General features: G+C 40.0%; 25 protein-coding genes. All 25 read right to left on the minus strand.

Annotated elements, in window-relative coordinates; all coding sequences use genetic code 11:
• Positions 1 to 114 precede the first annotated feature (114 nt).
• On the minus strand, positions 115 to 507 hold the full coding sequence (rpsI, locus tag B2C77_RS20880) for a 30S ribosomal protein S9 (RefSeq protein ID WP_073012653.1): 393 nt from the start codon (positions 505 to 507) through the stop codon (positions 115 to 117).
• 20 nt (positions 508 to 527) lie between these two features.
• Positions 528 to 965, minus strand: coding sequence for a 50S ribosomal protein L13 (gene rplM / locus B2C77_RS20885; RefSeq protein WP_077706765.1), 438 nt, complete (start codon positions 963 to 965; stop codon positions 528 to 530).
• A gap of 329 nt (positions 966 to 1294) precedes the next feature.
• Complete coding sequence (gene truA / locus B2C77_RS20890; protein ID WP_077706766.1) at positions 1295 to 2035, minus strand: tRNA pseudouridine(38-40) synthase TruA; 741 nt, start codon at positions 2033 to 2035, stop codon at positions 1295 to 1297.
• 19 nt (positions 2036 to 2054) lie between these two features.
• Positions 2055 to 2852, minus strand: a complete 798-nt coding sequence (locus B2C77_RS20895) for an energy-coupling factor transporter transmembrane component T family protein (protein WP_077706767.1) — start codon at positions 2850 to 2852, stop codon at positions 2055 to 2057.
• The gene (locus B2C77_RS20900; RefSeq protein WP_077706768.1) at positions 2845 to 3717 is read right to left on the minus strand and encodes an energy-coupling factor ABC transporter ATP-binding protein; all 873 of its coding nucleotides are present in this window, start codon (positions 3715 to 3717) and stop codon (positions 2845 to 2847) included. The genes B2C77_RS20895 and B2C77_RS20900 overlap by 8 nt, the downstream gene beginning before the upstream one ends.
• Positions 3693 to 4538, minus strand: coding sequence for an energy-coupling factor ABC transporter ATP-binding protein (locus B2C77_RS20905; protein ID WP_073012640.1), 846 nt, complete (start codon positions 4536 to 4538; stop codon positions 3693 to 3695). Before B2C77_RS20905 ends, B2C77_RS20900 begins: the two co-directional genes overlap by 25 nt.
• Before the next feature lie 212 nt (positions 4539 to 4750).
• Positions 4751 to 5104 (minus strand): 50S ribosomal protein L17, encoded by a 354-nt coding sequence (rplQ, locus tag B2C77_RS20910; protein ID WP_073012637.1) that lies wholly within the window; start codon positions 5102 to 5104, stop codon positions 4751 to 4753.
• Positions 5105 to 5363: 259 nt separating this feature from the next.
• Positions 5364 to 6308 (minus strand): DNA-directed RNA polymerase subunit alpha, encoded by a 945-nt coding sequence (locus tag B2C77_RS20915; RefSeq protein ID WP_077706769.1) that lies wholly within the window; start codon positions 6306 to 6308, stop codon positions 5364 to 5366.
• A gap of 212 nt (positions 6309 to 6520) precedes the next feature.
• Positions 6521 to 6910, minus strand: a complete 390-nt coding sequence (gene rpsK, locus B2C77_RS20920; protein ID WP_073012631.1) for a 30S ribosomal protein S11 — start codon at positions 6908 to 6910, stop codon at positions 6521 to 6523.
• 23 nt (positions 6911 to 6933) lie between these two features.
• Positions 6934 to 7299, minus strand: coding sequence for a 30S ribosomal protein S13 (rpsM, locus tag B2C77_RS20925; protein ID WP_073012629.1), 366 nt, complete (start codon positions 7297 to 7299; stop codon positions 6934 to 6936).
• 23 nt (positions 7300 to 7322) lie between these two features.
• A complete protein-coding gene (rpmJ, locus tag B2C77_RS20930; RefSeq protein ID WP_005999442.1) occupies positions 7323 to 7436 on the minus strand; it encodes a 50S ribosomal protein L36 in 114 nt (37 codons plus the stop codon).
• 31 nt (positions 7437 to 7467) lie between these two features.
• Positions 7468 to 7686, minus strand: a complete 219-nt coding sequence (gene infA, locus B2C77_RS20935; RefSeq protein ID WP_003354757.1) for a translation initiation factor IF-1 — start codon at positions 7684 to 7686, stop codon at positions 7468 to 7470.
• Positions 7664 to 7999, minus strand: coding sequence for a KOW domain-containing RNA-binding protein (locus tag B2C77_RS20940; RefSeq protein WP_073012626.1), 336 nt, complete (start codon positions 7997 to 7999; stop codon positions 7664 to 7666). Before B2C77_RS20940 ends, infA begins: the two co-directional genes overlap by 23 nt.
• A 176-nt stretch (positions 8000 to 8175) precedes the next feature.
• Complete coding sequence (locus B2C77_RS20945; RefSeq protein ID WP_073012624.1) at positions 8176 to 8817, minus strand: adenylate kinase; 642 nt, start codon at positions 8815 to 8817, stop codon at positions 8176 to 8178.
• A gap of 32 nt (positions 8818 to 8849) precedes the next feature.
• Positions 8850 to 10142 (minus strand): preprotein translocase subunit SecY, encoded by a 1293-nt coding sequence (secY, locus tag B2C77_RS20950; protein ID WP_077706770.1) that lies wholly within the window; start codon positions 10140 to 10142, stop codon positions 8850 to 8852.
• On the minus strand, positions 10142 to 10582 hold the full coding sequence (rplO, locus tag B2C77_RS20955; RefSeq protein ID WP_073012618.1) for a 50S ribosomal protein L15: 441 nt from the start codon (positions 10580 to 10582) through the stop codon (positions 10142 to 10144). The genes secY and rplO overlap by 1 nt, the downstream gene beginning before the upstream one ends.
• A 31-nt stretch (positions 10583 to 10613) precedes the next feature.
• Positions 10614 to 10796 (minus strand): 50S ribosomal protein L30, encoded by a 183-nt coding sequence (gene rpmD / locus B2C77_RS20960; RefSeq protein ID WP_073012615.1) that lies wholly within the window; start codon positions 10794 to 10796, stop codon positions 10614 to 10616.
• A gap of 13 nt (positions 10797 to 10809) precedes the next feature.
• A complete protein-coding gene (gene rpsE / locus B2C77_RS20965; protein ID WP_073012612.1) occupies positions 10810 to 11313 on the minus strand; it encodes a 30S ribosomal protein S5 in 504 nt (167 codons plus the stop codon).
• 20 nt (positions 11314 to 11333) lie between these two features.
• Positions 11334 to 11699 carry a 50S ribosomal protein L18 gene (rplR, locus tag B2C77_RS20970; protein WP_073012609.1) on the minus strand — a complete coding sequence of 122 codons (366 nt, stop codon included), beginning with the start codon at positions 11697 to 11699 and terminating at the stop codon, positions 11334 to 11336.
• Between the two features lie 28 nt (positions 11700 to 11727).
• Positions 11728 to 12264 carry a 50S ribosomal protein L6 gene (rplF, locus tag B2C77_RS20975; protein ID WP_077706771.1) on the minus strand — a complete coding sequence of 179 codons (537 nt, stop codon included), beginning with the start codon at positions 12262 to 12264 and terminating at the stop codon, positions 11728 to 11730.
• A gap of 31 nt (positions 12265 to 12295) precedes the next feature.
• Entirely contained in the window at positions 12296 to 12694 is a 399-nt protein-coding gene (rpsH, locus tag B2C77_RS20980; protein WP_073012603.1) for a 30S ribosomal protein S8, read from the minus strand.
• A gap of 30 nt (positions 12695 to 12724) precedes the next feature.
• Positions 12725 to 12910 carry a type Z 30S ribosomal protein S14 gene (locus tag B2C77_RS20985; protein ID WP_019375521.1) on the minus strand — a complete coding sequence of 62 codons (186 nt, stop codon included), beginning with the start codon at positions 12908 to 12910 and terminating at the stop codon, positions 12725 to 12727.
• 30 nt (positions 12911 to 12940) lie between these two features.
• Positions 12941 to 13480 carry a 50S ribosomal protein L5 gene (gene rplE, locus B2C77_RS20990; protein WP_073012600.1) on the minus strand — a complete coding sequence of 180 codons (540 nt, stop codon included), beginning with the start codon at positions 13478 to 13480 and terminating at the stop codon, positions 12941 to 12943.
• A gap of 24 nt (positions 13481 to 13504) precedes the next feature.
• On the minus strand, positions 13505 to 13816 hold the full coding sequence (rplX, locus tag B2C77_RS20995; RefSeq protein ID WP_073012598.1) for a 50S ribosomal protein L24: 312 nt from the start codon (positions 13814 to 13816) through the stop codon (positions 13505 to 13507).
• Between the two features lie 143 nt (positions 13817 to 13959).
• The gene (gene rplN, locus B2C77_RS21000; protein WP_073012595.1) at positions 13960 to 14328 is read right to left on the minus strand and encodes a 50S ribosomal protein L14; all 369 of its coding nucleotides are present in this window, start codon (positions 14326 to 14328) and stop codon (positions 13960 to 13962) included.
• Between the last annotated feature and the right edge of the window lie 18 nt (positions 14329 to 14346).

A 14346-nucleotide genomic window follows, 5' to 3' on the forward strand; every position in this document is an offset into this window, starting at 1 on the left:
TACTTGTATGTTACGTGTATGCTACGTGTGAATTTCCCCCTGTTTTTAAAGCACCGCATATACAGTAAAATCCCCCAACCATAGGTGGTTGAGGGATTTGCAAGTGTTGATTTATTAACGTTTTGAGAACTGTGGTGCACGACGTGCTTTTTTAAGACCGTATTTATAACGTTCTTTCATACGAGCATCACGAGTTAGGTAACCCTCTGATTTTAGAGCGCTACGGTACTCAGGATCAGCTTCTAGCAATGCACGTGCAACTCCGTGACGGATAGCTCCTGCTTGACCAGTGAAGCCGCCACCATGAACGTTGACAATAATGTCATATGTTCCTTGTGTTTCTGTTGCTACAAGTGGTTGGTTTAAAATTAACAACTGTGTTTCATATGGGAAATAATCAGCTGCATTACGACCGTTAATTGTAATGTTGCCTGTACCAGGTACTAAACGTACGCGCGCAGTTGATTTTTTACGACGACCTGTGCCATAGTATTGTACTTGTGCCAAAATGATTTACCTCCTTTTAATTACCCACGAAGCTCATAAACTTCTGGTTTTTGTGCTTGATGATTGTGTTCAGCGCCTCTGAATACATGAAGCTTCTTAGCCATTCTGCGACCTAAAGGACCGTTTGGAAGCATTCCTTTAACTGCCATCTCTAGCATACGCTCAGGATATTTTGTACGCATTTCCTCTGCATTACGTTCTTTTAAACCACCAGGGTGGTTTGTATGACGGTAGTATTTTTTATCTGTTAGTTTATTACCAGTTAATTCAATTTTCTCTGCGTTAATGATGATGACATGGTCACCTGTATCTGCATGTGGCGTGTAAGTTGGTTTATGCTTTCCACGAAGGATCGCAGCAACTTCACTTGCTAAACGACCTAATCGTTTGCCTTCTGCATCAACAACTAGCCATTTGCGTTCGATATTATTTTCATTTGCCATGAAAGTTGTGCGCATGTGTCTTTCCCTCCAAAATAATTAAATTCAAATTTCTATTCGTTCGTCTATTTCAACATAATTAGTTTCCGGGGCTAATCATGGTTTAGAAATAAAATGCCATTAATCATAATACACCAAATATCACTATTATGTCAAGGTTTATTCCTCTTCAACTTTACGAGATCGCCTTTTTTCACCCATAGAGCAAAGAATGCTTTAATATAGGCTCTTTACCATGTCCCACCCAAATGCGCACCACCCTATTTATTCCGTTTGGATTAGTAGTTACACTCTTCCAAATGGTTTGTGTTGCCGCAAATCACTACCCTTATCACTTGCAAGAATAATTAGTATTTCACACGACACAAATAGAGGCCTTGTGCGGGCACTGTTTCTCCTACTGCACGTCTATCCCTTTTTGACAGTAAAACAGCTATATCAGACGCTTCTCGCCTTCCTTGACCTATGTCTAATATTACACCAACGATGATGCGCACCATATTATATAAAAATCCGCTGCCGCGAAAAATAAATTCGATTTCGGCGCCTCTTTTTTCACAGGTTACTTGATAAAGCGTACGCTGTTTGCTCCCTCTTGTTGTTGCTTTAGCAGAGGAAAAGGTTGTAAAATCATGCGTTCCTTCCAAATAACGGCATGCTACTTGCATGGAAGCAACGTCTAATGCATACGGGAAAAAATAAGCATAATGGCGTCTAAATACATCCGGTTCCTTTGCATGATAAACATAATAACGATATTCCTTCTCTACTACATCATACCTAGCGTGGAACGTATTAGGAACCACTTCTACCTGCTTAACATAAATGTCATCAGGGAGCAAGGTGTTTAATGCTTGCTTCCAATTGTACATAGGGATGTTGTATGGAGAATCAAAGTGAATCGTCTGTCCTTTCGCATGAACGCCTGTATCGGTTCTCCCTGAAGGATGAATGCGTACAGGTTCACCTTTATGCATTTTTTGTAATGCTTTTTCTAGTATTCCTTGTACGGTTCTTTTTCCAGGTTGGATTTGAAAGCCCGAGAAATGAGAGCCGTCATATTGAAGTGTACATTTTAGTCGTTCCATGTTTTTGCAGCCTTTCTATCTAGTTCCTTGTAAAAAATAGTCCTAAGATGACGAATATAAATAAAATGTATATTCCTACGTCTAGCTTCGTAAATTTTAATTCTCGTAACTTGGTACGACCTTCGCCACCTTGATAGCCTCTCGCTTCCATCGCCATAGCTAGCTCTTCTGCTCGTTTGAAAGCACTGACGAATAAGGGAACGAGCAATGGCACGACGGCTTGTATGCGATCTTTGAGCTTCCCTGTTCGAAAGTCAACGCCACGTGACGCTTGCGCTTTTGAGATTTTATCTGTTTCTTGTAACAACGTTGGAATGAAACGGAGTGATATCGACATCATTAACGCCAATTCATGAACCGGAAATTTCACTTTTTTTAATGGTTGCAACATGCTTTCAATCGCATCCGTTATTTCTATCGGTGTTGTTGTCAATGTTAGTAGCGACGTGACTAAAATAAGTAGAAAGAATCGCATGGAAATAGCAAAACCTTGAATTAACCCACCAGAGTATACTTGAAAGGTAAAAATCTCGAATACGACATCACCTTCTTTTGTAATAATTACATGGAGTAGAAAGGTAAAAATAATTAAAAACCATACAGGCATTAAACCCTTTAAAACAAATCGTAATGGTACACGAGATGTTATCATACTTAAAAGTGCGAAAACAGTTAATATTGTATAGCTCCACACATTGTTCGCTAAAAAGACGACAAACACAAAGATAAATATAATTGTAATCTTCGTTCGTGGGTCTAATCGGTGAACAACGGAGTTCCCTGGTACGTACTGACCAATAACCATGGCATTATTCATGGCTTTTCCCTCCTTTAAGCACGGCGGTAATAGCAGTTGCTAATTCGCGCTCAGACTGCTTCGTAAAAGGGAGTTTGGTGTGAAATTTTTCATTCCAACGATTAATAAAGGCTACCATTTCGGGAACATCCAGTTGAACTTGTTGCAATGCTTCCTTTTGCACAAACACTTCCTCTGGTTTCCCTTCCATATATTTACTACCTTTATTTAAAATAATGACATGATCCGCATACGTAACGGCATCCTCCATGCTATGTGTGACGAGTATCGTTGTAAGCTGTTCAGACCGATGGCGTTCATAAAACATCTCCATCATTTCTTTTTGCCCTCTTGGATCAAGTCCTGCAGTCGGTTCATCTAAGACAAGGACGTTTGGTTTTGTAGCTAAAACACCAGCAATAGCGACCCTGCGCATTTGCCCACCACTTAAATCAAAGGGGGAGCGCTCTACATAATCTGCTGATAAACCAACAGCTTGTAATGCTTCTGTCACTCGCCGTTGTATTTCGCTATCCCCAACACCAAAATTTTTAGGTCCAAAGCTAATATCCTTCGCAACCGTCTCTTCAAATAGTTGATGCTCCGGATATTGAAATACGACACCGACCTTGCTTCTTAGCTGTTTCATATGTTTCGGCTTTTTTTCTGCCGTGAGCTCAAAGTCTCCTATCTTTACTTTTCCTGCTGTCGGCTGAACAAGACCATTTAAATGCTGAATTAAAGTTGATTTCCCTGAACCCGTATGACCTACAATGGCTACAAATGTTCCAGAAGGGATATGAAAGCTTAATTGGTCAATCGCTTTATGAGCAAATGGGGAGTGCTGTTGATAGATATAGCTTACGTTCTCGAATGTAATGTCCATAGTTCCTCCAACAGTTCTTCATGATTTAATGGTTCTTTTGTGATGGGAATGCCCGTCTGTTTTAAAGCTTTTGCTAAGGAAGCAATAAACGGAACATCTAATCCAATTGCAAGTAGATCATCTTGCTTAGAAAAAAGCTCTCTCGGATGAGACTCGTCCCAAACTTGACCTTCATTCATTACAATAACCCGATCTGCTTGGACAATTTCTTGCAGGTCGTGTGTAATTGTTAGTAAGGATACATCCTTATTTGCTTGCAAATGAGCGACGGTTTGCATAATATCTCTTCTTCCTCTTGGGTCTAACATCGCTGTTGCTTCATCTAAAATAAGCACTTTGGGAGATACAGCTAGCACGCTTGCAATAGCTATACGTTGCTTTTGTCCACCAGATAGACGATGAGGCTCCGTTAAGCGATAATCCACCATGCCAACTGCATGTAACACATCATCAAGTCGCTGTAGCATTTCCTCTCTTGGAAAACCTCTATTCTCCATGCCAAATGCAACATCGTCTTGTACCGTTGTACCTACAAATTGATTATCTGGATTTTGAAACACCATGCCGACATCTTTACGTACATCCCAAATGGTATCTTCCTGCACTTTTTTCCCAGCTACATAAATTTCCCCTTCTTGCGGAAATAAAAGTCCATTCATTAATTTAGCTATGGTAGATTTCCCCGAACCATTATGACCAATAATGGCAACCCATTCTTCGCGATCGATCTCAAAGCTACAGTTTTTCAGTACCCATGGCTGCTCTGCTCCATATCGAAATGATACATTTCTAAACTCTACCAATTTTTCATTGCTACTCATCTAAACTCCTCCTCTTGCCAAAAAGGGTACTTGTTACAAAACGCAAATTATAGTATTAGAAAAACTTGGCTTGTCGCCGCATCTTATGGTGGAAGCCGTTGGTTTGCTGATACTATAATCCTAGAAACTTTATACTTTCCTATAGACAAAAAAAGGGCTTGGATGTACCTCGTAGAAGAGATTCAGTCCTGCCCTTGTCGCCTGTGGTTACATTAAACTAGTTCAATGATTGCCATTTTCGCACCATCACCTTGACGAGCGCCCAGTTTAAGAACACGTGTGTACCCACCTTGACGGTCTTCGTAACGCGGAGCCACATCATTGAAAAGCTTCTGAATAACGTTTTGATCTTCATTAGCTTCTTGATTATATAGAAATGAGGCTGCTTGACGGCGTGCGTGCAGATCCCCACGTTTGCCTAATGTAATCATTTTATCAACAACGGATTTTAACTCCTTCGCTTTGGCTTCTGTTGTTTCAATCCGCTCATGAATAATTAAATCAGAAGCAAGATTACGAAGTAGCGCCATGCGTTGATCCGATGTACGACCTAATTTTCTAGCCATGGACTATCCCTCCCTTTCTTTGATGACTTTTAAAAACTTCCATTCAAACGACCTTGTATACTCACATTAGGTCTACCTTGTTTTATCTTTTCCTACGCACATCCTCTACTCTTCGTAAAAAAGCGATGACAGATCCTTTTCCAAAACGCAAAAAAGTGATGCAACGAACGAAAGCAAACTAAAAATACTGAATGGAGTAATTCGTATATGCAAGCACTATTTATCCGTGTGCCGTAATTTTCTAATGATGTCTATATGATTAGTCATCGTCTCGCAAGCCAAGACCTAAATCGTTAAGCTTCACTTTTACTTCTTCTAACGACTTACGTCCAAGATTGCGTACCTTCATCATATCTTCTTCAGATTTATTTGCTAGTTCTTGTACGGTGTTAATCCCAGCACGCTTTAGACAGTTATAGGACCTGACAGAAAGATCAAGTTCTTCAATCGTCATTTCCATCACTTTTTCTTTTTGGTCTTCTTCCTTCTCGACCATCACTTCAGCGTTTTTCGCTTCATCTGTTAAACCTACAAAAATATTAAGATGCTCTGTAAAGACTTTCGCACCTAAAGAAACAGCTTCTTCTGGACGAATACTGCCATCTGTACGTACATCTAATGTTAATTTATCAAAGTTAGCTACTTGACCAACACGTGTATTCTCTACTTGGTAGGTTACACGTGATACTGGAGTAAAAATGGAGTCAACTGGAATTATCCCGATTGGCTGATCATCACGTTTGTTTGCTTCAGCAGGTCGATACCCACGTCCACGTTCTGCAGTAATTTTCATATACAAGCTGCCTTTGTTATTCAATGTAGCAATTAACAAATCCGGATTTAGGACCTCTACATCACTATCATAGGTTAGATCTGCAGCCGTAACTTTTCCTTCTCCCTGCACATCAATCTCCAATGTCTTTTCTTCATCTGAGTAGATTTTTAGCGCTAATTTTTTCAAGTTCAAAATAATTGTTGTTACATCTTCAACAACACCATCAATCGTTGAAAATTCATGTAGCGCTCCATCAATTTGAACTGAAGTCACAGCAGCACCTGGAAGTGAGGATAGTAGGATACGACGCAAGGAGTTTCCTAGAGTGGTACCATATCCACGTTCAAGCGGTTCGACTACGAATTTTCCAAATGTAGCATCATCGCTGATTTCTACCGTCTCAATTTTTGGTTTTTCAATTTCGATCATTTCATAAAACCCTCCTTTAAAACGTCGAAACCCCGGTTAGACAGCGGTCTAACCGAAATTCCTCAAAAATGCAGTTGGCGTTTCTGCACTACTTGTAAATCTTTCGTACGTTCTTGTCTTCTGGAAGCTCTATTCCTAAAGGAAAACCAACCTTTAGACTTTTAGCTATCATAACCCATTATAGACAGGGTGACAAATTATATACGGTATAATTATACACGACGACGTTTTGGTGGGCGGCAACCGTTATGTGGTACTGGCGTTACATCACGAATAGCTGTAACTTCCAAACCTGCTGCCTGAAGAGAACGAATAGCTGCTTCACGGCCGGCTCCTGGTCCTTTAACGGTTACTTCAAGAGTTTTCATACCATGGTCAATTGCAGATTTAGCAGCAGTTTCAGCTGCCATTTGGGCAGCAAATGGAGTAGATTTCTTTGAACCTTTAAAGCCCAATGCACCAGCAGAACTCCATCCAAGAACATTTCCTTGCGTATCTGTAATCGTAACGATGGTGTTATTAAATGTTGAACGGATATGGGATATACCTGACTCAATATTTTTTTTCACACGACGTTTACGTGCGCTTGACTTTTGTGCCATTACCTTTTAACCTCCTTTAACATTTATTTTTTCTTTCCAGCGATCGCGCGACGCGGCCCTTTACGAGTACGTGAATTATTTTTTGTTTTTTGTCCACGAAGAGGAAGTCCACGACGATGGCGGATTCCGCGATATGAGCCGATCTCGATAAGACGTTTAATATTTAGAGATACTTCACGACGAAGGTCTCCTTCAATGGTATACTCGTCTGTAGCTTTACGAATTCTTCCTAATTCGTCCTCAGTAAGGTCGCGTACACGAGTGTCTTCAGAAACGCCTGCTTCTTTAAGGATTTTTTGAGCAGTAGTTTTTCCAATACCGTAAATATACGTTAGGGAAATGACTACGCGTTTATCACGTGGGACATCAATACCTGCAATACGTGCCATAAAGCTTTAACACCTCCTGTTTGTTATCCTTGTTTTTGTTTATGCTTTGGATTTTCACAAATAACCATTACTTTACCATTTCGTTTAATGACTTTACATTTTTCGCAAATGGGTTTTACAGATGCTCTTACTTTCATCATCTTTACCTCCTTTAATATCGGAGCTCACTTATTTATAACGGTACGTAATACGTCCTCTAGTTAAATCATACGGAGAAAGTTCAACCGTTACTTTGTCGCCAGGAAGAATGCGAATAAAGTGCATACGAATTTTCCCGGATACGTGGGCTAATACAGTATGACCGTTTTCCAATTCGACTTTAAACATCGCATTCGGCAATGTTTCGGTTACGGTTCCTTCCACTTCAATTACATCGTCTTTCGCCATCGTGTTGATCTCCCTTCTTCAAATCAGTCACAACTTCATTGATAAATTTCGCTATGGCAAATCGCAGTTTACCATTTGTGACACGACCAGTTTCTAGAAGGCTGTTTTGGACTTCTGGAGAAATATAATCCATTAACTCGATATGATGAAGATTCTTTTTCTTTGGTCGATCATATTTACGTTTTTCCCCATCTGCAAGCAAGACATACTTATCATCGACAGATTTAATAACGACTGCATATTGACCCGCTTCACGACCTTGCATAATTCGAACAACTTGACCTATCCGCGGTATCGAATCATCTTCGTTCAACAACGATCACCTTCACTTAGGCTATAGTTTATATAAGTGCCTGTTTATTGAAAAGAATTACTCACTTTTATATCCTGTGTCACCTTATTATCTATATAGAAATATGCCGCACTGTACTTCACGACTTATTATAACTTTTCATTACTAGAAATGCACTTCATACAATTCTAAGGCTATTATTGTACTTTAGCTTGAATATCTTGAAACACTTGATCAATATCCTGATCGCCATTAACTGTTACTAGATATCCTTTTTCATTATAAAAGTCTAATAACGGCTTCGTCTGTTCTATATTTACAGATAGACGCTTTTTCACCGTAGCTGGCTTATCGTCATCACGTTGGATTAAGGTTGAGCCATCTTTATCACAGACCCCGTCTTCTTTTGGCGGATTATAAACTACATGGTACGTTGTTCCGCATGTTGGACAAATTCTACGACCAGTTAGACGCTCCACTAATTTTTCTTCTGGTACATCTACATGAATGACGTAATCAATGGATTGATTGATATCCTGCAATAGACTTTGTAATGCTTCTGCTTGAGCAATAGTCCTTGGGAAACCATCCAATAAAAATCCATGTTTACAATCATTTTTACTCAAGCGTTCTTTAACAATACCATTCGTAACTTCATCTGGAACAAGTTCTCCTCGGTCCATGTACGCTTTTGCTTTTTTACCTAAGTCTGTTCCCTCTTTAATAGCTAAACGGAACATATCTCCTGTTGAAATATGAGGGATATCATATTTTTCGTTTATTTTCTCTGCCTGTGTGCCTTTTCCAGCACCGGGCAGGCCCATTAAAATTAAGTTCAACAGATTTCCCCTCGCTCTCGTCTTCGGCAAAATTACTTAATAAAACCTTTATAGTGACGTTTCACCAATTGACTTTCCAATTGCTTCATCGTCTGAAGCGCTACTCCTACAACAATCAGTAAACTAGTTCCGCCAATTTGTATGGACTGCGGCAAGTTAGCAACGCCGCTTAAAGCAAGCGGTAAGACAGATACAGCAGCTAAGAATAGTGCACCTACGAATGTGAGACGGTACAGTACTCTAGTCAAATAGGCCTCTGTGTTTTTACCTGGACGAATCCCAGGTACATAACCACCTTGTTTTTGTAAATTCTCAGCCATTTGCTCTGGGTTTACTTGAACAAACGTATAGAAATACGTAAAGGCGATAATTAACGCAACATAGATAACCATACCTATCGGCTGTGTATAATCAAAGATACGTTGGATGGTTGCAGCAATATCGTTTCCTTCAAAGAAGGTCGCAATTGTACTTGGCGCCATAATAAACGCAATGGCAAAGATAACTGGAATAACACCAGCAGCGTTCACTTTTAAAGGTAAGTGTGTTGACTGACCGCCTACTGGAGAACGATTGACAAGTTTTTTTGCATATTGAACGGGTATTTTACGTAACGCTTGTTGAATAAAAATAACTCCAACGGTTACGGCAACCACAACCAAAGCAATCAACGCAACAATAACAATATTAATGAACAGTTCTTCGCCAGGGTTAATAAAATACTGGCTGTATAGCTGTTGTACGCCATTTGGTACTGCTGCAACAATACCTGCAAAAATGATAATCGAAATTCCATTACCGACTCCATTCGCAGTAATTTGTTCTCCAAGCCACATTAAAAATGCTGTCCCACTCGTTAAAACAATGGCAATCACAATAAATTTCATGGGACCAGGATCAGCAATTAACATACCACCAGCCATAGCATTAAATCCTACTGACATAGCAATCGCTTGGATAAAAGCAAGCACAATGGTACCGTAACGCGTGACTTGGGCAAGCTTTTTTCTGCCTGCATCACCTTGTTTTTTCCACTCAGCAAATTTAGGTACGACATCCATTTGTAGCAATTGCATAATAATAGACGCCGTAATATAAGGCATAATCCCCATCGCAAAGATGGAGAAATTTTGCAATGCGCCACCACCGAATGTGTTTAAAAAGCCAAACACATTTTGGGAATTCATAAAGTCAATTGCCTGCTTATCAGTAAATGGCACAGGTATAAACGTGCCAAGACGGAAGACAACCAACATTAATAGCGTGAAAATTATTTTCCGTCTTATATCACCTACGCGCATAAAATTGGAGATTGTACGGAACATTAAATCACCTCTGTTTGACCGCCCGCTGCCTCGATTGCTTCTTTAGCGGAAGCAGAGAACTTGTGAGCTTTTACTGTTAGTTTTTTCTCGATCGAGCCGTTGCCAAGTACTTTAATACCTGCTTTCAACTTGCTAACTACGCCTTCTTCCAGTAATAGCTCAGGTGTTATTTCTGTGCCTTCTTCAAACCGATTTAACGTTTCTACATTTACAATAGCAAACTCTTTACGATGAATGTTTGTAAACCCACGTTTTGGCAAGCGTTGGAATAGTGGTAACTGACCACCTTCAAACCCTGGACGAGTACCGCCACCAGAGCGCGCTTTTTGACCTTTATGTCCACGTCCTGATGTTTTCCCGTTGCCAGATGACATTCCACGACCTACACGATTACGGTTTTTACGTGTACCTTCTGCAGCCTTCAATTCATGAAGTTTCATGCGAGCACCTCCTCTTACGCTTATTTCTTATTTAAACCTCTTTAACCGTTAGTAAATGAGATACTTTATTGACCATGCCGCGAAGAGCTGGAGTATCTTCATGAACAACCGATTGACGAATTTTCTTTAATCCCAATGCTTGAACAGTTTTTCTTTGAACTTCTGTTCCACCAATAACACTGCGCGTGAGGGTTATTTCTAGTTTTTTAGACATAACAGTTCCCTCCTTATCCTAACAGTTCTTCTACAGACTTTCCACGTAGTTTTGCTACATCTTCTGCGCGCTTTAAGTTTGTTAAACCATTGATTGTTGCACGAATCATATTAATCGGCGTATTAGAACCTAATGATTTTGTTAGTATATCACCAACACCAGCAAGCTCTAAAATCGCACGTACTGGACCACCAGAGATAACTCCTGTACCTTCCGTAGCTGGTTTCAACAATACATTACCTGAGCCAAATCGACCATGAATTGCATGTGGGATGGTAGTTCCAACAATAGGTACTGTAATTAAATTTTTCTTCGCATCATCTACTGCTTTTTTAATTGCTTCTGGTACTTCTTGTGCTTTTCCTGTACCAAAACCTACATGACCATTCTTGTCTCCGACAACAACTAGAGCTGCAAAGCGGAAATTACGACCACCTTTAACAACTTTTGCAACACGGTTTACCGCAACAACACGTTCTTCAAGATCTAATTTGTTCGGATCAATGTTTTTATTCATGTATGTCCCTCCTTTATCGTTTAAAATTCAAGACCTGCTTCTCTTGCAGCCTCTGCTAAAGCTTTCACACGTCCATGATAAAGGTAGCCACCGCGGTCAAAGACAACCGATTTGTAACCTTTATCCTGAGCACGTTTAGCTATTGCTTCTCCGACTTGTCTTGCTGCTTCTACATTACCAGTTGCACCTGTTAAGTTCAACTCGTTATCTTTTGTAGAGGCACTAACCACTGTGTTTCCACTTGTATCATCAATAAGCTGTACATAGATGTGTTTATTTGAACGGTAGACGTTTAGACGAGGACGCTGTGCTGTTCCGTGAACGGTTTTACGTACACGAGCGTGCCTTCTCTTACGCACCATATTTTTATCAGGTTTTGTAATCACTTAGGTCACTCCTTTCTGCTACCTAATCTTACTTGGCAGTTTTACCTTCTTTACGACGTACATATTCACCTTCGTAACGGATTCCTTTACCTTTATAAGGCTCTGGTGGGCGAATTGCTCTAATTTTAGAAGCAACAGCTCCAACAAGCTCCTTATCAATACCTTTAACAATAAGTTGTGTGTTTTTTGGTACGTCAATTTCAATCCCGTCAATTGGATCGATTTCTACAGGGTGTGAGTAACCAGCGTTGACGATTACTTTATTTCCCTGCTTCTGCGCACGGTAACCAACACCGATGATTTCAAGCGATTTTTCAAACCCTTTACTTACACCTTCAACCATATTGTTAATGAGGCTACGTGTCGTACCGTGTAATGCGCGATGATCCTTATGATCGCTTGGGCGCTCTAGCTTAATCACGTTGCCTTCCATGTTAACTTTAATATCTTGATGTAGATTTCTTGTTAATTCACCTTTAGGTCCTTTAACTGTAACGACAGTTCCATCGAATTTCACTTCTACTCCTTCAGGAACTTCGATTGGCTTCAGTCCTATACGAGACATTTCATGCACCTCCTCTTCTTTAACTACTCTATTACCACACGTATGCTAATACTTCGCCGCCAACAGCTTGAGAACGCGCTTCTTTGTCAGAAAGCACACCTTTTGAAGTTGAAACGATAGCAATTCCTAAACCGTTAAGTACACGTGGTACTTCATCAGCTTTCGCATAAACACGTAATCCTGGTTTACTTATACGTTTAATACCTGTAATTACACGCTCTTCGTTTGCTCCATATTTAAGGAAGATGCGAAGAACACCTTGCTTGTTATCTTCTACAAGCTCATAATCTGTAACGAAACCTTCTCGTTTAAGAATATCAGCGATCTCTTTTTTCATCTTTGATGCTGGAAGCTCTAACTTTTCATGTCTTACCATATTCGCATTACGAATGCGAGTAAGCATATCTGCAATTGGATCTGTCATAACCATTCATCATTACCTCCTTCCCAAAATCGGGTTTTACCAGCTTGCTTTTTTGACACCAGGAATTTGACCTTTATAGGCAAGTTCACGGAAACAAATACGGCAAAGTTTAAATTTACGGATTACAGAATGCGGACGTCCACAGCGCTCACAGCGTGTATATTCACGTACTTGGTATTTTTGCGGACGTTTTTGCTTTGCAATCATTGATTTTTTAGCCACTATTTTCCCTCCTTGTATTCGCTCTTTTGCTTACTTTTGGAAAGGCATGCCTAACTGAGTAAGAAGTTCACGAGCTTCTTCATCCGTGTTAGATGTTGTTACGATAACAATGTCCATCCCACGAATCTTACTCACTTTATCATAATTAATTTCTGGGAAAATAAGCTGTTCTTTCACTCCTAAAGTGTAGTTTCCACGACCATCAAATGCCTTTTTAGACACACCACGGAAGTCACGTACACGTGGAAGTGATACAGCAACTAGTTTTTGTAAAAATTCGTACATACGCTCACCGCGAAGGGTTACTTTAGCACCAATCGGCATTCCTTCACGTAGGCGGAATCCAGCGATCGATTTTTTTGCACGAGTAATCATTGGCTTTTGTCCAGAAATTAACGCCAACTCTTCGACAGCATTATCCAAAGCTTTTGAGTTCTGAACTGCATCACCAACACCCATGTTCACTACTATTTTTTCAATAGCTGGTACTTGCATTACAGACTCATAGTTAAATTTATTCATTAAAGATGGTAGTACTTCATCTTGATATTTTTTCTTTAATTGATTCATCATGTCGCCCTCCTTTCGCTGAACCTATTTATCTAACGCTTCTCCGGATTTCTTAGCGATACGGACTTTCTTTCCATCACGTACTTCGTAACCAACACGGGTTGGCTCTCCGGTTTTACGATCTATTGGCATCACGTTAGAAACATGAATTGGTGCCTCCTGATTAAGAATTCCACCTTGTGGATTTTCTTGGGAAGGTTTGGCATGTTTTTTAATCATGTTAATTCCTTCTACAAGCACACGCTCTTTTTTCGGGTATGCTTCTAAGATAGTGCCTTCTTTTCCGCGGTCTTTGCCGGAAATAACTTTTACTTTATCACCTTTTTTTACATGCATGCTTAACGCACCTCCTAACAAGGCTAAATTTTAGCTTATAAAGGCTGTTCAAAATTTATAGGAAGAAGGCATCTTGAAATTCTGGTTGACTTTAAAAGCCTGTTGAAAATCAAAATTCAATCATCCTCTTTTTGAACACACACTTATAATACTTCTGGAGCAAGAGATACGATTTTCATGAATTTTGCATCACGCAATTCACGTGCAACTGGTCCAAAAATACGAGTTCCTCTTGGACTCTTATCATCACGAACAATTACCGCTGCATTTTCATCAAAACGAATATATGAACCATCTTTACGACGTGCACCAGATTTCGAACGTACAATAACAGCTCTTACAACATCACCTTTTTTGACAACGCCGCCTGGTGTTGCTTCTTTTACCGTACAAACAACAACGTCGCCAATATTAGCGGTTTTTCGTCCGGATCCGCCCAATACTTTAATAGTTAATAGTTCACGTGCACCAGAGTTATCTGCAACTTTTAAACGTGTTTCCTGTTGAATCATATCGCTGTAACCTCCCTT

The organism is Virgibacillus dokdonensis, assembly GCF_900166595.1.
Classification (GTDB): Bacteria; Bacillota; Bacilli; order Bacillales; family Amphibacillaceae; genus Virgibacillus; species Virgibacillus dokdonensis.